We start from the raw sequence: 22,970 nt of genomic DNA, 5'->3' as shown, positions 1-22,970 counted from the left end.
TCAACCCGAGCTCGGGAGGGCGGAGAGCAGGGCTGCGGCGGCGCTGTCGAAAGGCGCGATGCTGCCCGCTGCGCGACAGAGGATGTGGGCGCCTTCGAGTGTGACGATCATGAGGGTGGCCAGATCAGCGGCCTGGGATGAGCTCATTCCGGCGTGGGCGAGTTTTCCGGTGAGCTCGCCGACCCAGCCGGTGAACGCGTCGGCCGCGACAGTGCGAAGGCTGCTCTGGTCGGCAATGGCCGCACCGCCGTCGATGGTGACCGCCGCGATTGCGCAACCGCCGCCCCCGGCGGACGCCTGCATGACAGGGCGGACGTTGCCGAGGAACGACTCCATAACTTCGCGTGGCGTGCGGGCCGGCAGTGCGTGCAGGTGACCGCGGACGTCCTCCGCGTTGCGGCGAGCGGCTTCGAGCGCGAGTTGCTGTTTGCCGCCCGGGAAATGGTGATAGATCGCCCCGCGCGCGGCACCGCTCTCGGCCAGGACGTCGGTGAAGGACATCGCGGCCAGGCCGTGGCGTTGCAGCAGCCCGATCGCTGCGCTGATCATGCGGGACTTCGTATCGACGGCCATCGCGACCCCCTTGACTAGTACGGCCATCCTACTCCATGCTCAGATTACTAGGACGCACGTACTAGTGACGTGGGCCGGACAGGCCCCGAAACCGGAGGTTCGTGATGGGCAAGACGTTTCTCTACACCGAGATCCAGGCGGCAGTGCCGTTCGAGCAGTTCGACTGGCACCAGGTCAACGTGGCTCTGAAGACCGCACCGGGCCTGATCCGCAAGACGTGGCTGTCCGGGATCGGCACCCACACCATCGGTGGTTTCTACGAGTTCGACAGCGCCGAGAACGCCCTGGCCTTCGCCCAGGGCCCCTTCGCCGAAGAAGCGCGCCGGGCCGGAGCCCCAGCAACGACACGACTGTTCGACGGCGAGATCGTCAAGGACGCCAGCATCGACCTGAACTCGCCCTACTACACCTGACACCGCAGGGCGCCGCGGAGTCAGTCTGGACACCGCCTCGCTCCACTACCGGGGCGAGGCGGCCCCAACGGAGAGGCATCTCGATGAACATCACGCGGCACCCCGAGAACAGCGTGAGCTGGATCGACCTCGGCACTCCCGACACGGAGACGACGACGGCCTTCTACACCGCGCTGTTCGGCTGGACCGTCGCCCCATCGGACCCCAACGGCTACAGGCTCTGCACGCTGCGCGGACAACTCGTCGCCGCCCTGGGGCCGGCCGAGGACGCCGGCGCACCCTACTGGACGATCAACGTCACCGTGTCGGACATCCAAGCCACCGTCACCCGCTTCACGAACCTGGGCGCCCAGATCATCGTGGCACCCACCGAAGTCGGGACACTCGGCCACTACGCCGTCGCTCTCGACCCCGTCGGCGCACCACTGTCACTCTGGCAGCCCGGCACCCACACCGGCATGCAGCTGAACCACGAACCGGGCACCTTCGCCGGCATCAGCCTGCTCACCGACCACTCCGAGCAGGCCGCCGCCTTCTACCGACCAGCCCTGCACTGGAACTCCAACCCTGAGCACACCGAGTTCCGGTTGCCGGACAACTCCATCGCCGCCACCAGCCCGCCGCCAGGCGAACCAACGGCGCAGCGATCACTCTGGCTGGTCAGTTTCGCCAGCAACAGACCCGATGCCGACGCCAAGCAGGCCCGACAGCTCGGTGCGACCGAAGTTCGCCAGGACTCCAACGGAGACGTGGTCCTGCGCGATCCCACCGGCGCTCTGTTCGGCCTTACCCAGCACACCCGATAGCTCCGACTCCGTCCGAACGCGTTGCCCCAGGCAATCGCGCACCAAGTTGTTAGGGTCTTGGCCGAGGACCTGGCAGCGGCACGGCGGCATCTGGCCATCTTCCCCAAGCGCACCCGGCGCCCTGCGAAGAACCACCGGGCCGCCGCTCGGAGCGTCGCCCAGCTGCACGCCAGGATCCGGCGCCGGCGTCTCGACCATCACCACAAGACGGCGAAAACGCTGATCCGTGACAGCGACGTGATCGGCCACGAGCGGCTCAACATCGCGGGTATGACGAAGTTGCCCACGCCAAGGCCCGGCCCCCAGAGTGACGGCGTGTTCCTTGCGAACGGTGCCGCCGCGAAGGCCGGACTGAATCGGAGTATCCTCGATGCGGGTTGGGGGCAGTTCCTTGCGATCCTGGCGAACAAGGCTGAGAGTGCCGGTCGCCGAGTGATCGCGGTGGACGCCCGCAACACATCGCGCAGCCGCCCTGAGTGCGGGCACGTCAGCGCGGAGAACCGCACCACCCAGGCGAAGTTCGAGTGCACCGCGTGCGGCTTCCTCGCGAACGCCGACCACGTAGGCGCACTCAACGTCCACCAAAGGGCCGGGCCGGCCCTCTGTGCGGCGGCCTAGCCGCTGACGCAGGAAGCCCGCACGTTTACGTACGGGTGGAGTCACACTGCGGGCATCCTGTGGCAGTTCGAGGCTAGGGCTGAATTTGAATAATAGTCAACAGCGTGGTGCAACCGGGCGTTCGCAGGTCCGTAGGGCTGAACTCATAGCAACCGGACGCAAGTTGTTCGCCGATACCTCGTACGACGTGCTCGCTATGGACGACATCGCCAAACAGGCGGGCGTCGCCAAGGGGTTGATCTACTACTACTTCAAGAGCAAGCGCGGCTACTACCTCGCCATCGTCGAGGACTCGGTCGCCGAACTCGTCGCCCGCGCCGCCGGGGAGCCGGACCTGCCCAACGCCGAGCGGGTGCGCCGCACCATCGACGGCTATCTGTACTACGCCGAACACCACCAGGCGGCCTACCGGACCATCGTCACCGGGGGAGTCGGCTCCGACGCCGAGGTGCTCGCGATCCGCGACGCGGTCCGCGAGGAGCTGGTGGCCACCATCGCCGAAGGCGCGTACGGGCGCCGCACCATCCCGCCGATCGCCCGGCTCGCGCTCGTGGGCTGGCTGTCCGCGGTCGAGGGGACCACCCTGGAGTGGATCGGCGCCCTGGCCGCCCCTGCAGAAGCCTCCGACAACGCTGTCACCTCCGACGCGGGTGCGGGTGCGAATGCCGAGGTGGACCCCGGCGGCGAGGCCGACGCGGAACCGGACGCGGAACCCGACGCCGACGCCGAGGCCGCGTCGCGGCAGCCCGACCGGGCCGGGCTCGGCGCCCTGCTCGTGCGCCAGCTGCGCGCGACGCTGACGGTGATCGGGGAGTTCGTCCCGGAGTGTCCGCCGCCGCCCCTTCCCGAAGAGGCGTTCGAGAAAGCCGATGATCTTGCCCCGGTGACGGGACGCTCCTGATCGGGCATACTCAAGCCGCCGCAGCCACTGAACTGCCCCTTCCGTGATCCGGGAGGGCAGTATCGGCTGTGAGAGCACCGAGACCCGGTGGCGCGTCCCACACCTCACGCGTCGCCGCCGTGCCCGACGAGGGAGGAGAGCGCCGCCATGACTGACCGCGCCCCGCAGCCGGTGGACCGACAACTGCCCACCGAGGAGTCCCGGGACCTCCTCGCGCTCGTACGAGAGATCGCCCAGCGGGAGATCCGTCCCGTGGCCGCCGACGAAGAGGACGCCGGGCAGTTCCCGCGTGCGATCTTCACCCTGCTGTCGGAAGCCGGCCTGCTCGGTCTCCCGTACGCAGGCGAGTACGGCGGCGGCGAGCAGCCCTACGAGGTCTACCTCCAGGTCCTGGAGGAGCTCGCGGCGGCCCGCCTGACCGTCGGGCTCGGCGTCAGCGTGCACTCGCTGTCCTGCCACGGCCTGGCCGGATACGGCTCCGAGGAGCAGCAGAAGGCCCACCTGCCGGCCATGCTCGGCGGCGGCCTGCTCGGCGCGTACTGCCTGTCCGAGCCCGCCTCGGGCTCCGACGCCGCCTCGCTGACCACCAAGGCCGTACGCGACGGTGAAGACTGGATCATCACCGGCACCAAGGCCTGGATCACCCACGGCGGGGTCGCCGACTTCTACACCGTCCTCGCGCGCACCGGCGGCGAGGGCCCCAAGGGCATCACCGCCTTCCTGGTGCCGGGCGACGCGGAGGGCCTGACGGCCGCGGTCCCCGAGAAGAAGATGGGCATGAAGGGCTCGCCCACCGCCCAGCTGCACTTCGACGGGGTCCGCGTCCCGGACACGCGCCGCATCGGCGAGGAGGGCCAGGGCTTCACCATCGCGCTGGCCGCGCTGGACGCGGGCCGTCTGGGCATTGCCGCCTGCGCCATCGGCGTCGCGCAGGCCGCCCTGGACGAGGCCCTGGTGTACGCCCTGGACCGCAAGCAGTTCGGGCACCCCATCGCGGACTTCCAGGGCCTGCGCTTCATGCTCGCCGACATGGCGACCAAGATCGAGGCCGGTCGGGCGCTGTACCTGGCGGCGGCGCGACTGCGCGACGCGGGCAAGCCGTTCTCCCGCCAGGCGGCGATGGCCAAGCTGTTCTGCACGGACGCCGCCATGGCCGTCACCACGGACGCGGTCCAGGTCCTCGGCGGCTACGGCTACACCGCGGACTTCCCGGTGGAGCGGCTGATGCGCGAGGCGAAGGTCCTCCAGATCGTCGAGGGCACGAACCAGATCCAGCGCATGGTCATCGCCCGCCACCTGGCAGGCCCCGAGTCGCGCTGATGACCGACCCGGTCCTGGAGATGCGCCCGGTCCTGGCCGACGCCGAACTGAACGAGCTGTTCGGTGCGGCCTGGCCGGGGCACCGGGCGGCCTCCTTCGGGCCGGTACTGGAGCGCAGCACCGCCTGGATCACGGCCCGGCGGGACGGCCGCCTGGTCGGCTACGTCAACGTCGCGGGCGACGGCGGCGCGCACGCTTTCATCCTGGACACCACCGTCCATCCGGACGAACGCCGCCGAGGCCTCGGGGTCCGGCTGGTCCGGGCCGCCGCCGAGGCCGCCCGGGCATCCGGCGCGCAGTGGCTGCACGTGGACTACGAGCCGCACCTGGAGCCCTTCTACGCACGGTGCGGCTTCCGCCCGACCAAGGCCGGGCTGCTCCCGCTGGAGGCGACCTAAGCGGTCAGCGGCTTCGCGTCGTGGTTGACGAAGTAGTCCGGGCGCGCACCGGGATGGCCGGCGGGCGGGGCGTTGGACACCGCGTTATAGCTGATCAGGGCGAGGGTGCGGGTGTGCGGCGACCGGTTCGGGCCCGAGCTGTGCACCAGATTGCCGTGGAAGAAGACCACCGTTCCGGCCGGCCCGGTGGCCTCGTACACGCCCCGGGTACGGGCGAGCTCCTCCGTCGAGGTGTCCGGGAGGGCGTAGGCGAGCCGGCTCGACGTGATCCACGCCCAGCCACCCTCTTCGTCGCCGGTGCCCCCGGGAGGTTCGGCCGCGGCCGGCCGGTCGGTGTGCGTGCCCGGGATCAGGCGCAGCGGGCCGTTCTCCTCGGTGACCTCGTCGAGGAAGACCGCGGCGGTGAGGGCCGCCGGGCGCCGCATACCGTCGGCCGCCTGCCAGAAGTCGAAGTCCCGGTGCCATTGCCAGCGGTCGCCGAGCCGGGCCGCCTTCGGGTTGACCTTCCACTGGTACACGTACACGTCCTCGCCGATGAGCAGCCGGGCGAGGGCCGTCAGCGGTGACGCCTCGGCCAGGGCCCGCCAGGGGCCGCCCTTGCGGTGGAGTCCGTAGACGGCGCGCACGGTCATGCCGTCCTCCTCGAAGAACCGCTGCGGTCCCGCCTCGGCGAGGACGGAGGGCAGTTCCCCGGTCAGGGCGGCCCATATCTCGTGCGGGGTCATGGGGGGTACGACGACAAAGCCGTCGCGGCGGTATTCGGCCAGGAGCTGCGTCGGGTTGGTCATGGCCCCAGGGTGCCGCGCGGCCCGGGGCCCGGCGAGGCGTACGAGGAGCGCACGAGGGGTGCGCCGGGTCACCCCGGCGGCTCCCAGGACACCCCTAGGTGCCGCCGTCACCGAAGAGTTGGCCGCTCGGCCAGATCGGGGAGGAGACGACGCGGGACCACTCCGGATCGCGCCGGCCCGGCAGGGTGCGGCCGTCGTCGGCCCAACGGGCCAGCAGCGCATGGTAGATCGGCGGATCGGGCTGCCGCTGCGGAACCGATTCTTCGTAGCCGGGCGGCGTCGGCCGCCGCCGCCGTCCCGTTCTTGCCCCAGGGGCTTCGAGCGTGGTCATACAGCGCCAACGCGCCACCCGACCCGCGCGTAACCGCCCCTGCCCTCCGGGTATCCGTTCGAGGTGTCCCCGCCGCGCCCTCCCCGAAGTGGCCAGACGTGCCGGGATGTCAGGGAGTGACAGAAGTCTGGCCCCGGGCCCAGTTTCTGACGTACCGTCATATCCGCTTCAGCCGACGCCGCGCCCCGCACCCCGCACCCCGCGCCACCGCCCCGCCCAGGAGGTTTGCCATGCCCGCGGACCGACCCGTACCCCTCGACGAATACCCCGTCCACCAGGCCCCGTTGTCGATGAAGCACCTCGTCAGCGGTGACCGGAACGCCTACGACCGCTGCATCTTCCACGTCTTCGACCACGCCGGCCGGGCCGTCCTCATCCTCGGCCTCGGCGTGTACCCCAACGCCGGGGTCATCGACGCCTACGCCACCCTGCGCACCGGCGACGAACTCCTCGCCGTCCGCGCCTCCGACGCCCTCACCGACGACCGTATGAACCTCTCCGTCGGCCCGCTGCGGATCACCGTCGACGAACCCCTGAAGCGGATCACCCTCCAGTGCGACGCCGACCCCGCCGACCCCGCAGGGCTCTCGTACGACATCACCTGGACCGCCGAGTTCCCCGCCGTCTGGGAACCCCACCACGTCCAGCGGCGCGGCGACCGCCTCATGCTCGAAGGCCGCCGCTTCGTCCAGGCCGGGCACGTCACCGGCACCATCCGCGCCCAGGGCGAGGAGCACACCCTCACCGCCGCCGAGTGGACCGGCACCCGCGACCGCAGCTGGGGCGTGCGCCCCATACCCGGCGAGGACGGCGGCCGGGCGGCCGAGGAGTACCGGCCCGAGGGCTTCCACTGGCTCTGGATCCCGGTCCGCTTCGAGGACCGCTTCGTCATGGTCATCGCCCAGGAGGACGCCGACGGGCACCGCACGCTGAACGAGGCGGTCCAGGTCTTCCCCGAGGGCAGCGGCCGCCACGACGTGCAGCTCGGCTGGCCCCAGACCGAGATCCGCTACCGCCCCGGCACCCGCCACCCCGAGAGCGCCGTCGTCCACCTCGCCGACCCGGCCCGCAAACCCCTCGAACTCGGCGTCGAGATCCTGAACTCCTCCCCGCTCGCCGTCGGTGCCGGCTACCCGCCCGCCGCCGACTGGCAGCACGGCACCTGGCAGGGCCGCGGCTGGACCGACCGCCGCGTCTACGACCTCTCCGACCCCGCCGCCCACCCCATGGCCGCCTTCGGCGTCACCGACCACTCCGCCCGCTTCACCCTCGACGGCCGGACCGGCTTCGGCATCTTCGAGCACGGCAGCTTCGGCCGTCACGACCCGAGCGGCTTCACCGACTACAGCTCAGTGGCCCCGTAGCAGCGCCCGTACCAGAGCCAGCAGAAGAGAGGGGAAGTCATGGCAGCACCGGCACCACGCCCGCGCACCTCCACCCGCGAACCCGAGGAACTCGGCCGGCGCCTCGCCGCCTGGCTCGACGCCGAGCTCCCCGGCGTGAAGATCACAGGCGTCTCCGTCCCCGGATCCAACGGCATGTCCAGCGAGACCCTGCTCTTCGGCATAGAGCACCCCGACACCCCGGTCCGCGCCTGCGCCCTGCGCCTCGCCGCCGACCCGGCCGCCTACACCGTGTTCCCCACGTACGACATGCCCCGCCAGCACCGCGTGATGAGCCTGGTCGCCGCCCACACCGACCTGCCCGTCCCCCGCGTGCTGTGGCTGGAGCCGGACCCCGGGCCGCTCGGAGCGCCCTTCTTTGTCATGGCCCGCGCCGAGGGCCGGGTCCCGCCCGACGTCATGCCCTACACGTACGAGGGAAACTGGCTGCACGCCGCGAGCGACTCCGAACGCGCCGTACTCCAGGAGGCGAGCATCTCGCTGCTCGCCCGGCTGCACGACCAGTTCCCCGTCAAGGAGGCCGAGTTCCTCCTCCCCGAGGGCACGGGCAGCCCGCTGCGCCGCCACGTCGACGCCCAACGCGCCTACTACGCCTGGGTGGTCGACGGACTCTCGCCGTCCCCGCTGCTGGAGCGGGCCTTCGACCGGCTGGAGGAGCTCTGGCCCGCGGACGAGGGCCCCGCCGTCCTCAACTGGGGCGACGCCCGCATCGGCAACGTCGTCTACGAGGCCGACGGGTTCCGGCCCGTGGCCGTCCTGGACTGGGAGATGGCCGCGTACGCCCCCCGCGAGGTCGACCTCGGCTGGACCGTCTACCTGCACCGCTTCTTCCAGGACCTGACCGTCGGCTTCGGCCAGAGCGGCCTGCCGGACTTCCTGCGCCGCGCCGACCTGGAGCGCCGGTACGCCGAACTCACCGGGCACACCCCGCGGGACATGGAGTTCCACACGCTGTACGCCGCCCTGCGGCACGGGATCGTGATGCTGCGGATCGCCTACCGGCAGGCGTACTTCGGGGAGGTCGAGGTCCCGGCGGATCCGGACGGCCTGATCCTGCACCACGCCAGCCTCGCGGCGATGGTGCAGGGCACGTACTGGTAGGTCCGGCCGATCCGGCGCACCCGGCGGCCGATCCGGCACACCCGGGATGCCCGGGATGCCCGGCAGATCCCGATCCGGTGGATCCGGCCGGGAAAGTCCTCAGGCCGCCTGCGCGTGCTGCCGCATCTGCGGCAGCAGCGTCGGCGCCGGCATCCGCACGGGACGCGAACCGGGGCCGCCGACGTGCGAGAAGGGCTGCGTCCGCCAGTCCAGCCCCTGCGGCAGGTCCAGCAGCACGACCTCGAGCTCCTGGGGCTCCTCGATGCCCATGCCCACGGTCGGCAGCGCCTCGGACGCCGGGCGGCCCGTGCCCGCGCAGACCGTGAGCCCGAAGGGGTTCCACGGGGTCAGGCAGAGCGCGTGCTCCGGCAGGTACTCCTCGTCCGCGACGAGGGCGATCGGCTGGCCGCAGTCGGGGCAGATCGCGTGGTGGATCTCGAACCCGTCGACGTCCTCGAGGTACTCCCCGTGGTCCGCGTACTCGGTTTCCTTCAATTCCACGGGCTCCGGTTCGGTGCGACCGGCGCGCTTGGTGTTCAGCATGGTTGTACTCCCCCTTGGGTGGGCCGGGCGGGCAGGTTCTGCGGCCTCGGCCACACGAAGCACTTCCCGCCGCGCGGCACGAGTAACCACAACATCCCGCCGTACGCCTGCATACCCTTGTGGCCTTGGTCACATGCCCGCCGCAGGTGCCACTTGTAGGCGGACAGCACTGTGCCTGGAGCGCCCTTGGGCCTTAGGTTGAGCGGCTATGAGCGCAATGGAGGAGCTGGACCGCCAGATCGTGGATCTGCTCGTGCGGGACGGGCGGATGAGCTACACGGATCTGGGCAAGGCCACGGGACTGTCCACGTCGGCGGTCCACCAGCGAGTACGCCGTCTGGAACAGCGCGGGGTGATCCGCGGGTACGCGGCCGTCGTCGATCCCGAGGCCGTCGGCCTGCCCCTGACGGCCTTCATCTCGGTGAAGCCCTTCGACCCGAGCGCGCCGGACGACATCGCCGACCGGCTGGCCGGAGTACCGGAGATCGAGGCGTGCCACAGCGTCGCGGGCGACGAGAACTACATCCTGAAGGTCCGGGTCGCGACCCCGCTGGAGCTGGAGGACCTCCTTGGCCGCCTGCGTGCCCTGGCCCACGTCTCGACCCGCACCACGGTGGTCCTCTCCACCCCGTACGAGGCCCGCCCGCCCCGCGTGTGATGCCTTTGCCCGGGTCCGCCTCCTCCGGGTGGCCGGGGCGCGGTCGAGGAGGGGCCGCGGACCCGCGAAACTAGGCGCATGACTGACCGCACCGCCAGCTCCGTCGACGCCCCCGCATCCGAACGGACCGTCCTCCTCCGCGGGGGCGAAGTACACAGCCCCGCCGACCCCTTCGCCACCGCGATGGTCGTCGAGCGGGGACACATCGCCTGGGTCGGATCCGAAGGCGCCGCCGACGCCTTCGCGCAGGGCGTCGACGAGGTCGTCGACCTCGGCGGGGCGCTCGTCACACCCGCCTTCACCGACGCACACGTCCACACCACCTCCGCCGGCCTCGCCCTCACCGGGCTCGACCTCACCGGCGCGGCCTCCCTCGCCGACGCCCTCGGCCTCGTCCGCGCGTACGCCGAACGCCGCCCCGCCGACCGGGTGCTCCTCGGCCACGGCTGGGACGCCTCCCGCTGGCCCGAGCGCCGCGCACCCCGCCGCGAGGAGCTCGACGAGGCCGCCGGCGGCCGACCGCTCTACCTCAGCCGCATCGACGTGCACTCCGCCGTGGTCACCACCGCCCTGCTGGACCTCGTACCGGCCGTCTCCGTCCGCGGCGACGAGCCGCTGACCCGCGACGACCACCACGCCGTCCGCAGGGCCGCGCTCGCCGCGGTCACCCCCGCCCAGCGCGCCGAGGCCCAGCGGGCCGCCCTCGACCGGGCCGCCTCCCTCGGCATCGGCTCCGTCCACGAGTGCGGCGGCCCCGACATCTCCTCCGCCGAGGACTTCGCGGACCTCCTCAACCTCGCCCGCGAACGGCCCGGACCGCGCGTCTTCGGGTACTGGGCGGACCGGGACCTCGAACAGGCCAAGGCGCTCGGCGCCATCGGCGCCGCCGGCGACCTCTTCGTGGACGGCGCCCTCGGCTCCCACACCGCCTGCCTGCACGCGCCGTACACCGACGCGGGCCACACCGGTACCGGCTACCTCGACGCCGCCGAGGTGGCCGAGCACGTCGCCGCCTGCACCGAAGCGGGCCTCCAGGCCGGTTTCCACGCCATCGGCGACGCCGCCCTGACCGCTGTCGTCGAGGGCGTGCACGCCGCCGCCGAGAAGGTCGGGCTCGCCCGCATCCGCGCCGCCCGGCACCGCGTCGAGCACGCCGAGATGATGACTCCCGCCACCATCGCCGCCTTCGCGGACCTCGGCCTCACCGCCTCCGTACAGCCCGCCTTCGACGCGGCCTGGGGCGGCGAGGACGGCATGTACGCCGACCGGCTCGGCGCCGAGCGCGCCCGTACCCTCAACCCCTTCGCCGCACTGCTCAAGGCCGGCGTGCCCCTCGCCTTCGGCTCCGACGCCCCCGTCACGCCGTTCGACCCCTGGGGCACCGTCCGGGCGGCCGCCTTCCACCGCACCCCCGAGCACCGGATCTCCGTACGGGCCGCCTTCACGGCCCACACCCGGGGCGGCTGGCGGGCCCTGGGCCGCGACGGCGCGGGCGTGCTGGTGCCCGGCGCGCCCGCCGACTATGCACTCTGGGAGACCGCCGAACTGGTCGTCCAGGCCCCCGACGACCGGGTCGCCCGCTGGTCCACGGACCCCCGTTCCGGGACCCCCGGACTGCCCGACCTGACCCCCGGCGGCGAACTGCCGGTGTGCCTCGCCACGGTCGTCGGCGGGCGGGAGGTATTCGTACGGCCACAGGGGTGATCCGGTCGGCCTCGGTTCGGTACGGGCGCTCGGACCCGGATAAGTTCGGCCGGGTCCACCACCGGACGTCCGTACCGGGCGGATCCGTCTGCTCAGCGCGCCCGCGCCTCGGGGGCGAGGGAAGGTTTCGCCGGGATGGGGGTCCCCCCTGCTCCGAAGGAGCTCGGGGGAGGGTGGCCCCGTGTCGGGGCCCTGCGGTCCAGTAGACAACGGTCACGGCGACCCGCAGCCAGCGGGAGCCTGACCGGCCCGAAGGACCGCGGGCCCCGACCACTGTTCTAAAGTCATCCTCTGTGACAGGACGTACAAGAACACGAAGGCGGACTCAGTGAGCGACGGCGGACAGCGAGGCCACGGACCGCTCGGCACGGCCTTGGTGATCATTCCGACCTTCAACGAGGCGGAGAACATCGGGCCGATCGTCGCCCGCGTGCGCGCGGCGGTGCCCGAGGCGCACATCCTCGTCGCGGACGACAACAGCCCCGACGGCACCGGCAAGCTCGCCGACGAGCTGGCGGCCGGCGACGACCACGTGCACGTCCTGCACCGCAGGGGCAAGGAGGGCCTCGGCGCCGCCTACCTCGCGGGCTTCGCCTGGGGCCTGGAGCGCGACTACGGCGTGCTCGTCGAGATGGACGCCGACGGCTCCCACCAGCCGGAGGAGCTGCCGCGGCTGCTCACCGCGCTGGCCGGGGCCGACCTGGTCCTGGGCTCGCGCTGGGTGCCGGGCGGCCGGGTGGTCAACTGGCCCAAGAGCCGCGAGTTCCTCTCCCGCGGCGGTTCGACGTACTCCCGGCTGATGCTGGACGTCCCTATCCGCGACGTGACGGGCGGCTACCGCGCCTTCCGCCGCGAGACCCTGGAGGGGCTGGGCCTGGACGAGGTGGCCTCCGCGGGCTACTGCTTCCAGGTCGACCTGGCCCGCCGGGCCGTGCGCCAGGGCTTCCGCGTCGTCGAGGTGCCCATCACCTTCGTCGAGCGTGAGTTCGGCGACAGCAAGATGAGCAGGGACATCGTGGTGGAGGCCCTCTGGCGGGTCACCCAGTGGGGGCTCAAGGCCCACGCGGCGAAGCTGACCGGCCAGGACAAGCCCAAGGGCTCGGGCAAGGGCTCGGGCAAGGGCTCGGACAGTGGCTCGGACAAGGGCGGGAACCGCGCCTGACGGGTCCCCGCCCCCCTAGGGGATGTCCGGTACCTCCGGCTGAGGTCGCTTTTACGCCGCCCCAGGCACACTGGGTGTCATGACGACCGGCGTTCCCCTTCCGACGGCCCCCCGGCGGCGTTCGCGCGCCCGCACGTTCCTCCCTCTGGCGGTCGCCGCCTGGCTGATCCTGGAGATCTGGCTGCTCAGCCTGGTCGCCGACGCGGCCGGCGGGCTGACCGTCGCCGCGCTGCTCGCGGGCGGAGTCGTGCTCGGCGTCGTGGTCATCAAGCGGGCCGGGCGGCGTGCCTTCAAGAACCTGACGAACACCTTCCAGCAGGCTCAGCAGGGGCAGCAGCCCCCGCCCCAGGCGACGAAACAGCAGCCGGGCAGCGGCAACGGCCTCACCATGCTGGCCGGCCTGCTCCTGATCCTGCCGGGCCTGATCTCCGACGTGGCCGGCCTGCTCTGCCTGCTCCCGCCCGTCCGGGCGTGGATCGGCCGCCGGGTCGCCGGCTCCCTGGAGCGCAAGATGGCCACGGCTCCGGCCGGGAGCTTCGGCGACGCCTTCCAGCAGGCCCGCATCCACTACCCCGACGGCAAGGTCGTCCAGGGCGAGGTCATCCGCGAGGACGAGCCGCAGCAGCCGGGCCCGGACGCCGGGTACCGGCCGCCGCTGGCGCCCTGAGGCCCGTACGGCACAAGAAGACAAGCCGAGGGCCCCTGCCACAGTTCGTGGCAGGGGCCCTCGGCTTCGTTCTCCGTGTCCGGCTGTCAGGCGGACTTGCGGCTGTCCCGCGGATGCACGGCAATGTTCATGGCGCCGGAACGCAGGACCGCCAGCCTCTCGGCCAGCACTTCCTCCAGTTCCTCGCGGGTGCGCCGCTCCATGAGCATGTCCCAGTGCGTTCGCGCAGGCTTGCCCTTCTTCTCTTCGGGCCCGTCCCCGTCAACCAGGAGTGCCATGGCGCCGCACGCCTTGCACTCCCACTCCGGCGGAATGTCTGCCTCAACCGAGAACGGCATCTCAAATCGATGTCCGTTCTGGCATGCGTACTCCACCGCCTGGCGCGGGGCCAGATCGATGCCGCGGTCCGTCTCGTAGCTGGTAACCACGAGCCGCGTACCGCGGAGAGCTCGCTCACTCATGAATCGTGCCTCCCGGGCTTGTCGCCCACAGGACAGGTGTCGCTGTCGTCGTCATCCGGTCAACGTCCGGTCGGCGGTATAGATTCCCGCTCCGGGTGATGCGTCGCCCGTCGTGCCGCCCCTTGTTGTACCCACCAATGCCCGTTTTGTCACATCTGGCAGCAGATGTCACCCAACGTCTTCACTTCTTTAGCGCGCAGTAACGGTCCGCCTGGCAGGCCAAAGGCGTACACTACCGGCCCTTCGCTTCAACGTCGAAATCCGTTCGGAATTCGTATGAAGATCCGGGTCGGATCCGCTGCCGGAGCGCCCGTCGGATCCGCTCAGATCCGCTCGGGAACAGGATTCCCCGCCGCCTCCACCGCGCGCCGCACCGGCACCCGTGCCAGCAGCACGAAACCCAGTGCGAAGAACACCACCAACGAGATGATCGCGTCCCGGTAGCTGCCCGTGACCTGGTACGTCAGGCCGAACACCAGCGGTCCGATCCAGCTCAGCCCGCGGTCGCTCATCTCGTACGCGGAGAAGTACTCGGCCTCCTTCCCCGCCGGCACCAGGTGCGAGAACAGCGAGCGCGACAGTGCCTGGCTGCCGCCCAGCACCAGTCCGATCATCGAGGCGAGGGCGAAGAACCACACCGGCGTGCGGGCCGGCAGGAAGTATCCCGCCGCCAGCGTCAGCGCCCACGCCGCCAGCGAGCCGAGGATCGTCCGCTTCGCGCCGTACATCACGGCCAGCCGGCCCATGCCCAGGGCGCCCGCCACGGCCAGGACCTGCACCAGCAGCACCGCCACGATCAGCGTGGACTGCTCGAGCTCCAGCTCCTGCTTGCCGTAGATCGAGGCCTGCGAGATCACCGTCTGCACGCCGTCGTTGTAGATCAGGTACGCCAGCAGGAACGACAGCGTCAGCGGATAGCGCCGCATGTCCTTCAGCGTCGCGACGAGCTGCTTCCAGCCACTGACGGCAGGCGCCGCGCCGGGCTCCCGCACCACAGCGCGGTCCCGCAGCCGGCGCAGCGGGACGATCGCGAAGGCCCCCCACCACAGACCCGCCGAGGCCAGGCAGATCCGTACCGCTTCGCCCTCGCTGAGCCCGAAGGAGTCGTGGCCCAGGTAGAGCACCAGGTTGACCACCAGCATCACCGAGCCCGCCGTGTAGCCGAAGGCCCAGCCCCGCGAGGACACCGCGTCCCGCTCGTCCGGCGTGGAGATCTGTGGCAGGTAGGCGTTGTAGAGCACCATCGAGACCGAGAGCGCGGCATTCGCCACGATCAGCAGCAGCCCGCCCAGCAGGTAGCGCTCGCCGCCCAGGAAGAACATCCCGGCGGTGGCCGCCGCGCCCGTGTACGCCGCCACCGCGAGCAGCGGCTTCTTCCGGCCGGTCCGGTCGGCGACGGCCCCCACCAGCGGCATGAGCAGCAGGGCGAGGATCACCGACGCCGAGACCGAGTAGGCGAAGAAGGACCCGACCCGCACCGGGATGCCCAACGGGTGCACGAACCCGGGGGTCCCCTGGGCCTTCGCGGCGGCCTCGGCCACCGAGGTCAGGTAGGGCCCGAGGAACACGGTCAGAACGCTCGCCGAATACACCGAGACGGCGAAGTCGTAGAAGTACCAGCCCCGCTGCTCGCGCTTGCGCGCGGCCGCGCCGGCTCTGCCGTCCTCGGCCCCCGGTTCCGTTTCGTCCATGGTCTGCGCACTCATAGGTGCCCCCTCGCTGGTCCCCGTACCGCACGGGCCGCCGGATCCGTGCGGCGGCCGTACGGGCTCGTCAGGCCCAGGCCCCGCGCCGGTCCAGCACCGTGCGCAAGATGTCGATCCGGTCGGTCATGATGCCATCGACTCCCAGGTCCAGGAGAGCCTCCATACGTTCCGGTTCGTTCACGGTCCAGACGTGCACCTGGAGCCCCCGCTCGTGCGCCGTGCGCACGAACCGCCGGTCGACCACGCGGATGCCCGCCTGCGTCTCCGGAACCTGAGCCGCAATCGCCCCGACCCGCAGCGCCGCCGGGATCGCGAACGAGCGCAGCCGCAGCCCGAGTACGCCGCGCACCCCGTACGAGGTCGCCAGCCGGGGCCCGGCGATCTTCTGGGCGCGGGCCACCCGGCTCTCCGAGAACGAGCCCACGCACACCCGGTCCCACACGCCCGCCCGGGCGATCAGATTGACCAGCGGGTGCAGGGCCGACTCGGCCTTGATGTCGATGTTCCAGCGGGCGTCGGGGAACTCGTCGAGGAGCTCCTCGAACAACGGCAGCGGCTCGGAGCCCGCCACCCGGGCCTCGCGGACCTTGCGCCAGGTCAGCTCGGCGATCCGGCCCTGCCCGTCGGTGACCCGGTCGAGCGTGGAGTCGTGGAAGGCGACGAGCTTCCCGTCGGCCGTGGCGTGCACATCGGTCTCGAAGTACCGGTAGCCGGCATCGGCGGCCCGCCGGAAGGCAGCAGCGGTGTTCTCCAACCCGTCCGCGGCACCTCCACGATGCGCGAAGGGGATCGGAGCCGGGTGGTCCAGATACGGATGGCGAAGGCGTACGTGCGTCACCCGCCGCAGTATGCACGGTGTCACCGGTGGGGAGGGAGCGGCCGGATGGCTGCATGGTGAACGCCGCACCGCCCCCTGGCCCGGGTGGACCGCGGCGTGACAGGCTGTGGGGGCGGAAGCAATCCAATACGGGCCGCGCCCGCGTTCGGGCGGGGCCAATTCGATGAAGGTGGACCGGACAGCATGGCAGAGTGGACCTCGGCGGTGGGTGCCGCACAGCTCGCCCGTCTCATCACCTCCCAACAGGAGCGGCCCGGCGTCCCCGGGGCACGGAAGCTGCCCGCCTACCGGACCCTCGCCGACGGCATCCGGCTGCTCGTCCTCGAAGGCCGCGTCCCCGTCGCCGCCAGGCTGCCCGCCGAACGGGAGCTCGCCGTCTCCCTCTCCCTCTCCCGCACCACCGTCGCCGCCGCGTACGAGGCCCTGCGCGGGGAGGGCTTCCTGGAGTCCCGGCGCGGCGCCGGCAGCTGGACCTCCGTCCCGGCCGGGAACCCGCTGCCCGCCCGGGGGCTGGAACCGCTGCCACCCGAATCGCTCGGCTCGATGATCGACCTCGGCTGCGCCGCGCTCCCGGCACCCGAACCCTGGCTCACCAAGGCAGTACAGGGCGCCCTCGAAGAGCTCCCGCCGTACGCGCACACCCACGGGGACTACCCCGCCGGGCTCCCCGCCCTGCGGCGGATGCTCGCCGACCGCTACACAGAGCGCGGCATCCCCACAATGCCCGAGCAGATCATGGTCACCACCGGCGCGATGGGCGCCATCGACGCCATCTGCAGCCTCTTCGCCGGCCGCGGGGAGCGGATCGCCGTCGAATCCCCGTCCTACGCCAACATCCTCCAGCTCATGCGCGCCGCCGGCGTCCGGCTCGTGCCCGTCGCGATGGCCGACGGTCTGGGCGGCTGGGACATGACCGTGTGGCGGCAGGTGCTGCGCGACGCCGCGCCCCGCCTCGCCTACGTCGTCGCCGACTTCCACAACCCCACCGGCGCCCTGGCCTCGGACGAGCAGCGCCGCGCCATGGTGGAGGCGGCCCGCTCGGCCGGCACCGTGCTCGTCGTCGACGAGACCATGGCCGAGCTCCAGCTGGACCCGGCGCTGGAGATGCCCCGCGCCGTCTGCTCCTTCGACCCGGCCGGCTCCACCGTGATCACCGTAGGCTCCGCCAGCAAGGCCTTCTGGGCCGGCATGCGGATCGGCTGGGTCCGCGCGGCGCCCGACGTGATCCGGAGCCTGGTCGCGGCGCGCGCGTACGCCGACCTCGGCACGCCGGTGCTGGAGCAGCTCGCGGTCAACTGGCTGATGCGGACCGGCGGCTGGGCGGAGGCCGTGGAGATCCGCCGCGACCAGGCCCGCGAGAACCGGGACGCACTGGTCGCCGCGGTGCGCCGGGAGCTGCCCGACTGGGAGTTCGAGGTGCCGCGGGGCGGGCTTACCCTGTGGGCCCGCGCGGGCGGGCTGTCCGGCTCCCGGCTGGCCGAAGTGGGGGAGCGGGTCGGCGTACGGGTCCCCTCGGGGCCGCGGTTCGGCGTCGACGGGGCCTTCGAGGGCTACGTCCGGCTGCCGTTCACCGTCGGCGGCCCGGTGGCCGAGGAGGCCGCGGTCCGCCTCGCGGCGGCCGCCCGCCTGGTCGGCACGGGCGCAGGCGGCAGCGGCGCGGAACCCCCGCGCACGTTCGTCGCGTAGGGCGCAGGGGACCGCGGGGCCAGCGGTTCAGCAGCTCAGGGTCCGACCGGCCAGGGCCCGCGGGCCGGTGGGGTCTGCGCCGGAACCTCCTCGATCTCCTCGGCGTCGATCGACGGGTCCTGCCCCCGGGCCGGCGGCTGGACGATGTGCAGCGGCTTCGACAGCGTCACGCGGCCCGGCCCGCCCGGGGCCGGCAGCTGCCGCCCGGGCAGCAGCTCCTGCACTGCCTGCCGGTGCGCCGGATGCGTGGCGTCGTCGTACGGGTCCGGCGTGGCGGGCACCTGCAAGCGGTGCACGGGACCCGCACCGAGCCGGGCGTACCCGCGCCCCGGCGGCACCTGGGCCGTCGGGGTGGTGTGCGGCGGCAGCCCCAGCACGTCGGTGATCTGCTGGATCGCGGCGGGCCCGAGCACGACCCGGGCCCGGGTGTGCTGCCAGACCGCGTCGTTCAGCAGCTCCAGGTGGTCGAACTGCTCGGCCACCACGACCGTGATGTGCGCGGTGCGCCCGTGCCGCAGCGGCACCTGGAGCTGGGCGAGGGGGTCGGGGCCCCCGTCGGCGGCCGCGAGGTGCGCGAGCACGCTGGGCCGGTCCAGCAGGATCCACAGCGGCCGCCGGGTGTCCTCGGGCGCGGGCCGGCCGGCCTCGCGGGCCCGGTGCGTGGCGATCAGCCGCCGCTCGGTCTCGCGCGCCGCCCACTCCAGGGTGGCCAGCGCCCCGGCCGGACCGCACTCCACGGCCAGCACGCCCGTACGCCCGGACAGGCAGGAGAACTCCCCGCTGCCGCCGCCCTCGACGATCAGTACCTCGCCCCCGTGCTGCAGGGCCTGCAGGGCGATCGAGCGCAGCAGGGTCGAGGTGCCGCTGCCGGGCTGGCCGACGGCCAGCAGGTGCGGTTCGGTGGAGCGGGGGCCGGTGCGCCAGATCACCGGCGGCACGTCGCGCGACGCGTCGTCCTCCAGGACGGGAAGGGTGCGGTGCACGCTGCCGGCGTCGGTGAAGCCGAGCACGGTCTCGCCGGGTGAGGTGACGAACGGCTGGGCGGCGATTCCCGTCGGCAGCGCCGTGAGCACCGTCAGGTCGAGCCGGTTGCCCTCCTCGTCCCAGTCGAAGAGGTACTCCCGGCCGCGCCCGGACTTGGCGTGCAGCAGGGCCTCGATGCGGGCCCGGGAGGCGGCCTCGCCGTCGGTGAAGTAGGCGGGGTAGCGGATCCGGAGCCGGGTGATGCGGCCCGCGTCGTCGAAGGCGTAGTCGCTGAACGCCTTGTCCCACTCCCCGCCGTGGGCGAAGAGCGGGCTGGGGTCCTCAGAGGTGGAGAAGTACGGCACGAGGGCCTCGTAGAGGGACCCGAGCCGTTCGGTCTCGCCATCGCTGGGCCCGGTCTTCACCGGGGTCCGGCCGCGTCCCTGCCAGGCCGCCGCCCCCATCAGGGTGATCAGGGCGAGGAGGGGTCCGTACGGTGCGAGCGCGACCACGAGGACGCAGGCGGCTCCCAGGAACAGCGCGGGACCACGCTTGTCCTTGGGGGTCTGCATCCACTTGCGCCGCCCGGCCGAGGCCAGGATGCGCAGGCCGCGCCCGATGACGAGGAGCGGATGGAGGACGTCCGTGGCGCTGTCGGCGGCCGTGCGAGCAAGGTCGCGGCCCCGGGACAGCGACGTGGAGCCGCTGCTGAGGATGCGGGGGAGTGGGCGCCGGGCCACGGGCGTCTCCTGGAGTTGTCGTGGTGCGGGACGGTGCGTGCGGTCGGGGCGCTACAACTTGATCCCGCCGAGCAGGCCGGCGAGGCTCGCGGTGCTCGCCGTGATGCTCGGCGCGATGGCGGAGCCGGCGAGGAAGAAGCCGAACAGGGCACAGACGAACGCGTGGGACAGCTTCATCCCGTCCTTCTTGAAGAAGAGGAAGGCGATGATGCCGAGCAGGACGACGCCTGAGATGGACAGGATCATGAGAAGTTCTCCTGGTCGGTGGGGACAGTCACCATCAGTTGTTCCAGGCTCACAGGAAGTATCAATGCGATAAAAGGTGCATACGGGTGAGTGCAGGCTTTTTTCACTTGACCGGCGCAGCCCGGCTGGCGCGTCCGGCGCGAAGCAGGGCCAACCGGACCAGCCCGGCGCCAACCAGCGCCAACGGGGATCCTTGCCGCGGTCCGGCCCCCGTATGTGCAGGTCCGGGCGCTACTCTGGCGATTCACCCGTACGGCCGCAGCGCCGTACGCCCCCCTGCCCGCCGGCCTGGGGAACCTCATGCCGACAGCGAGTGAAAGGCGGTACGACAGATGAGCGAGCACGAGCCCACCGAGGGCGGCTCCGAGGGCGCTCCCGACGAGGACGTCATCGAGCTGGCCACCAAGATCTTCGACCTCGCCCGCCAGGGCGAGACCGAGACGCTCACCGCGTACCTCGACGCCGGAGTCCCGGCCAACCTCACCAACGACCGCGGCGACACCCTCGTCATGCTGGCCGCGTACCACGGGCACGCCGCCACCGTCACGGCCCTGCTGGCCCGCGGAGCCGAGGCCGACCGCGCCAACGACCGCGGCCAGACCCCGCTCGCCGGCGCCGTCTTCAAGGGGGAGGAGGCCGTCATCCGCGCCCTGCTCGCCGGAGGCGCCGACCCGACGGCCGGAACCCCCTCCGCCGTGGACACCGCCCGCATGTTCGCCAAGACGGACCTGCTGGAACTCTTCGGAGCCAACTAGTCCGTTTTTGCCCGTGACCTGGCACGGTCCGACCGGTCCGCCACCTCACGGGTTGATCACGGCGGCCGTAAATGTGGTCGCGGCGCACAAACCGGCTGGGTCATCATGGCGTCGGATTCGATTTGCGAACACGGCGGACGGGCAGGAGCGGGCAGGACACGACGAGTGTCCGGGCCCACCCCCTGCGCAGACCGGCCGCCCTGGTCGCGAAGCACCGACGAGAGTGAGAAGGCAATGGTCTACATCGAGCGGAACATGACGGCGAACGTCCTCACATGCTGTTACGCGGCCCTGTGAATCCCGATTCCCGGTTGCGTCCCCAGCTTGATTTGAGGCCATTCCCATGTTCGAACCAGTCATAGCGCCAAGCGGCACCCTGCTCGGGCTCCTCCAGCGGGGCCGCGGCGACGGCACGCTGCACGCCCTCGCGGCGCCGCGCACGGAGGCCCTCGCAGCCCTCAACCGGTGCGTGGTCAGCGATCCGCGCCAGGACTGGCAGGTCGAGAACCGCTCGCTTTACTACGCCCGCCTGTACCTGGATCTCGACGGCCCCCTCGGCGAGATCGAGAGCCACCTCTTCAGCGCCGACGACCTCGTCGACGACACGGACCACCGGACCGGCCTCGCCCTGTCCGTCCTGGGCCACCTGGCCTCGTACGGCCGTGACGACGCGCTCATGCTGCTGCGCCGCTACGCCGCCTCCGGCGCCAACTGGGCCTGGGCCCTCGACGAGCTCGCCCTGCGCGACGACGACGAGGGGCTGCGCAGCCTCGCCACGCCCGTCCTCGCCAGATTCCCGGCCTCGGCCGAGGGCGAGGCGCGGCTGGCCGCCGCCGTCCGCGACGCGTACGAGCCCCGGCCCTGGTGCCTGTGGGAAGAGTCACCCGAGTACGGCGACCGCCTGCGCGCAGCCCGCCAGCAGGGCTCCTTCGACCGCTGGCAGCGCCAGCTCACCCCGAACGGGCCCCGTCCCGGATGGGGCGTGCAGGCCGTCTTCGACTGGGCCGCCGACGGGCTGAACCGCGGCACCCCGCTGCACGTGCCCGCCGCCCGCTGTCTCGCCGCCGTCGCGGCACCCGAGGACCGCTCCACGATCCTCGCTGCCGCCGCCGGCGCCGCAGGCGAGGCCGCCCGGGCCACCGCCCTGCACCACCTGGTCCTCGCCGAGCCGGAGAACCCGGCCGTACTGGACCTCATCGAAGCCGCCGGGGACGAGCCCGCCGTGGCCGCCTACGAGCGCATGTGCGGCCCCGCGGCCGTAGACCGGGCCCGGCAGTGGGTCCACCGCCCCGACGCGCTGGGCGCGGCCGCAGCCGCCCTCCTGGCCGCCCGGGGCGGAGCCGAGGACACCGGACTCGTCCTGGGCGCCCTCCGCTCCACGGTCCGCGGCTCCGGCCCGGACGCCCAGCGGCTGTTCGCCCTGGTCGACGGGGCAGGCCGGCTCTCCATCGGCTGCGCGGCACCGGTGCTGCGCCACATCTACCGCGAGACGGCCTCGTCCCACCTGCGCGGTCGCGCGGCGCGCGCCCTGGCCAGCACGGACCCGTCCTTCGCGGCCGGCTTCGCCGTGGAATGCCTCTGGGACTGCGAGGAGACCACCCGCGAGGTGGCGGCCCGCCACGCGGAAACGGCGGACGCCCGCGTGGCGCCGAGGCTCCGCAGACTGGCATCGGACCCGGCGGAGGAAGAGGACGTCCAGTCGGCGGTCCGCAGCAGGATCGCGCCGGAGTCGGCGGTGTAGGGCGGGGTTGGGCACCCGGGGCCTGAGGGGCGAGGGACACGTACTCCGCGCCGGGAGGGCCGATCGGGATGCCGGAGGGCAGGGGTCGGGCCCGGCTCCTGCCCCCCGTTACCGCGTCGGGTGGGTCGGCGGGCCGCCGGGGTCCGGGCATTCGGCGCGAGGTGGGCGGATCGGGACTTCGGGGGAAGGGTCCGTGTGCTCGGGGTCGGGAGAGCCAGCCGGAGATTCGGGGGCGGGTTCCTGTACTCGGGGACGGCAGAGGCCGGTCGGGGCGCCAGGGGGCGGGGTCTGTCGACTCGGCGTCGGTGTGTGTCCGGGGGCGTCCCGTCAGTCCACTGTCCTTCCGTGTCGTGCCGGGCCGTCAAGGGCGCTCTCTTCGTTCGCGTCGCTTCGCGATGGCCTTCGGCCACCCTTGACTGCCCGGCCCGCCCCGGAATGCCATAAGACT

The 22,970-nt window shown here is 72.2% G+C and carries 23 protein-coding genes and 1 pseudogene; 15 read left to right on the top strand and 9 right to left on the bottom strand.

Going from position 1 to position 22,970, the window contains the following annotated elements; translation table 11 throughout:
- On the bottom strand, positions 1-573 hold the full coding sequence (locus AB0M76_RS41270) for a TetR/AcrR family transcriptional regulator (RefSeq protein WP_365957911.1): 573 nt from the start codon (positions 571-573) through the stop codon (positions 1-3).
- A 104-nt stretch (positions 574-677) separates the two neighbouring features.
- Between AB0M76_RS41270 and AB0M76_RS41265 the strand changes: the two genes are divergently transcribed.
- The 6 genes and pseudogenes from AB0M76_RS41265 (at position 678) to AB0M76_RS41240 (ending at position 5,029) form a co-directional block, all read left to right on the top strand.
- A complete protein-coding gene (locus tag AB0M76_RS41265) occupies positions 678-986 on the top strand; it encodes a hypothetical protein (protein WP_134068442.1) in 309 nt (102 codons plus the stop codon).
- Positions 987-1,069: 83 nt separating this feature from the next.
- Positions 1,070-1,792: a VOC family protein gene (locus AB0M76_RS41260; protein WP_365957910.1), complete on the top strand. Its 723-nt coding sequence runs from the start codon at positions 1,070-1,072 to the stop codon at positions 1,790-1,792.
- Between the two features lie 57 nt (positions 1,793-1,849).
- Positions 1,850-2,410 carry a transposase gene (locus AB0M76_RS41255; protein WP_365957909.1) on the top strand — a complete coding sequence of 187 codons (561 nt, stop codon included), beginning with the start codon at positions 1,850-1,852 and terminating at the stop codon, positions 2,408-2,410.
- A gap of 85 nt (positions 2,411-2,495) precedes the next feature.
- Positions 2,496-3,008, top strand: a pseudogene (locus AB0M76_RS41250) (TetR/AcrR family transcriptional regulator); the annotation flags it as partial.
- Between the two features lie 450 nt (positions 3,009-3,458).
- On the top strand, positions 3,459-4,631 hold the full coding sequence (locus AB0M76_RS41245; protein WP_365957908.1) for an acyl-CoA dehydrogenase family protein: 1,173 nt from the start codon (positions 3,459-3,461) through the stop codon (positions 4,629-4,631).
- Entirely contained in the window at positions 4,631-5,029 is a 399-nt protein-coding gene (locus AB0M76_RS41240; RefSeq protein ID WP_365957907.1) for a GNAT family N-acetyltransferase, read from the top strand. Before AB0M76_RS41245 ends, AB0M76_RS41240 begins: the two co-directional genes overlap by 1 nt.
- Here the strand turns inward: AB0M76_RS41240 and AB0M76_RS41235 are convergent.
- A complete protein-coding gene (locus AB0M76_RS41235) occupies positions 5,026-5,817 on the bottom strand; it encodes a phytanoyl-CoA dioxygenase family protein (protein ID WP_365957906.1) in 792 nt (263 codons plus the stop codon). The genes AB0M76_RS41240 and AB0M76_RS41235 overlap by 4 nt on opposite strands.
- A 94-nt stretch (positions 5,818-5,911) precedes the next feature.
- Positions 5,912-6,148 (bottom strand): hypothetical protein, encoded by a 237-nt coding sequence (locus AB0M76_RS41230; RefSeq protein WP_365957905.1) that lies wholly within the window; start codon positions 6,146-6,148, stop codon positions 5,912-5,914.
- Between the two features lie 230 nt (positions 6,149-6,378).
- On the opposite strand from AB0M76_RS41230, the gene AB0M76_RS41225 reads away from it, so the two are divergent.
- Entirely contained in the window at positions 6,379-7,512 is a 1,134-nt protein-coding gene (locus AB0M76_RS41225) for a hypothetical protein (RefSeq protein WP_365957903.1), read from the top strand.
- A gap of 39 nt (positions 7,513-7,551) precedes the next feature.
- Positions 7,552-8,652 carry a phosphotransferase family protein gene (locus AB0M76_RS41220; RefSeq protein ID WP_365957901.1) on the top strand — a complete coding sequence of 367 codons (1,101 nt, stop codon included), beginning with the start codon at positions 7,552-7,554 and terminating at the stop codon, positions 8,650-8,652.
- 99 nt (positions 8,653-8,751) lie between these two features.
- On the opposite strand, the gene AB0M76_RS41215 is transcribed toward AB0M76_RS41220, so the two are convergent.
- A complete protein-coding gene (locus AB0M76_RS41215; protein WP_365957900.1) occupies positions 8,752-9,195 on the bottom strand; it encodes a hypothetical protein in 444 nt (147 codons plus the stop codon).
- Between the two features lie 217 nt (positions 9,196-9,412).
- Between AB0M76_RS41215 and AB0M76_RS41210 the strand changes: the two genes are divergently transcribed.
- The 4 genes from AB0M76_RS41210 to fxsA all read left to right on the top strand — a co-directional run bounded on the left by AB0M76_RS41210 (position 9,413) and on the right by fxsA (position 13,386).
- Positions 9,413-9,853, top strand: coding sequence for an Lrp/AsnC family transcriptional regulator (locus AB0M76_RS41210; protein WP_030011705.1), 441 nt, complete (start codon positions 9,413-9,415; stop codon positions 9,851-9,853).
- 78 nt (positions 9,854-9,931) lie between these two features.
- Positions 9,932-11,557: an amidohydrolase gene (locus AB0M76_RS41205; RefSeq protein WP_365957898.1), complete on the top strand. Its 1,626-nt coding sequence runs from the start codon at positions 9,932-9,934 to the stop codon at positions 11,555-11,557.
- Positions 11,558-11,885: 328 nt separating this feature from the next.
- Positions 11,886-12,719, top strand: coding sequence for a polyprenol monophosphomannose synthase (locus AB0M76_RS41200; protein ID WP_365957896.1), 834 nt, complete (start codon positions 11,886-11,888; stop codon positions 12,717-12,719).
- A 79-nt stretch (positions 12,720-12,798) separates the two neighbouring features.
- Positions 12,799-13,386: an FxsA family membrane protein gene (gene fxsA, locus AB0M76_RS41195; RefSeq protein WP_365957895.1), complete on the top strand. Its 588-nt coding sequence runs from the start codon at positions 12,799-12,801 to the stop codon at positions 13,384-13,386.
- Positions 13,387-13,472: 86 nt separating this feature from the next.
- On the opposite strand, the gene AB0M76_RS41190 is transcribed toward fxsA, so the two are convergent.
- The 3 genes from AB0M76_RS41190 to AB0M76_RS41180 all read right to left on the bottom strand — a co-directional run bounded on the left by AB0M76_RS41190 (position 13,473) and on the right by AB0M76_RS41180 (position 16,391).
- The gene (locus AB0M76_RS41190) at positions 13,473-13,847 is read right to left on the bottom strand and encodes an RNA polymerase-binding protein RbpA (protein WP_031146696.1); all 375 of its coding nucleotides are present in this window, start codon (positions 13,845-13,847) and stop codon (positions 13,473-13,475) included.
- Between the two features lie 323 nt (positions 13,848-14,170).
- Positions 14,171-15,553 (bottom strand): MFS transporter, encoded by a 1,383-nt coding sequence (locus AB0M76_RS41185; protein WP_266669061.1) that lies wholly within the window; start codon positions 15,551-15,553, stop codon positions 14,171-14,173.
- A gap of 67 nt (positions 15,554-15,620) precedes the next feature.
- Positions 15,621-16,391: a glycerophosphodiester phosphodiesterase gene (locus AB0M76_RS41180; RefSeq protein ID WP_365957894.1), complete on the bottom strand. Its 771-nt coding sequence runs from the start codon at positions 16,389-16,391 to the stop codon at positions 15,621-15,623.
- 183 nt (positions 16,392-16,574) lie between these two features.
- Here AB0M76_RS41180 and AB0M76_RS41175 point away from each other — a divergent pair, with 183 nt between their 5' ends.
- Positions 16,575-18,077 carry a PLP-dependent aminotransferase family protein gene (locus AB0M76_RS41175; protein WP_267000635.1) on the top strand — a complete coding sequence of 501 codons (1,503 nt, stop codon included), beginning with the start codon at positions 16,575-16,577 and terminating at the stop codon, positions 18,075-18,077.
- A 35-nt stretch (positions 18,078-18,112) separates the two neighbouring features.
- Here the strand turns inward: AB0M76_RS41175 and AB0M76_RS41170 are convergent, their stop codons facing one another.
- Both AB0M76_RS41170 and AB0M76_RS41165 read right to left on the bottom strand, forming a co-directional pair.
- Positions 18,113-19,780, bottom strand: a complete 1,668-nt coding sequence (locus AB0M76_RS41170) for a hypothetical protein (protein ID WP_365957893.1) — start codon at positions 19,778-19,780, stop codon at positions 18,113-18,115.
- A gap of 51 nt (positions 19,781-19,831) precedes the next feature.
- Positions 19,832-20,026 (bottom strand): hypothetical protein, encoded by a 195-nt coding sequence (locus AB0M76_RS41165; RefSeq protein WP_365957892.1) that lies wholly within the window; start codon positions 20,024-20,026, stop codon positions 19,832-19,834.
- Between the two features lie 332 nt (positions 20,027-20,358).
- Here AB0M76_RS41165 and AB0M76_RS41160 point away from each other — a divergent pair, with 332 nt between their 5' ends.
- Both AB0M76_RS41160 and AB0M76_RS41155 read left to right on the top strand, forming a co-directional pair.
- Positions 20,359-20,781 carry an ankyrin repeat domain-containing protein gene (locus AB0M76_RS41160; protein ID WP_365957891.1) on the top strand — a complete coding sequence of 141 codons (423 nt, stop codon included), beginning with the start codon at positions 20,359-20,361 and terminating at the stop codon, positions 20,779-20,781.
- 343 nt (positions 20,782-21,124) lie between these two features.
- Positions 21,125-22,522 (top strand): HEAT repeat domain-containing protein, encoded by a 1,398-nt coding sequence (locus AB0M76_RS41155; RefSeq protein WP_365957890.1) that lies wholly within the window; start codon positions 21,125-21,127, stop codon positions 22,520-22,522.
- Positions 22,523-22,970 lie beyond the last annotated feature (448 nt).

Source organism: Streptomyces sp. NPDC051364 (genome assembly GCF_040682115.1).
Classification (GTDB): domain Bacteria; phylum Actinomycetota; class Actinomycetes; order Streptomycetales; family Streptomycetaceae; genus Streptomyces.
This window is presented reverse-complemented; position numbering and strand designations above follow the sequence as displayed.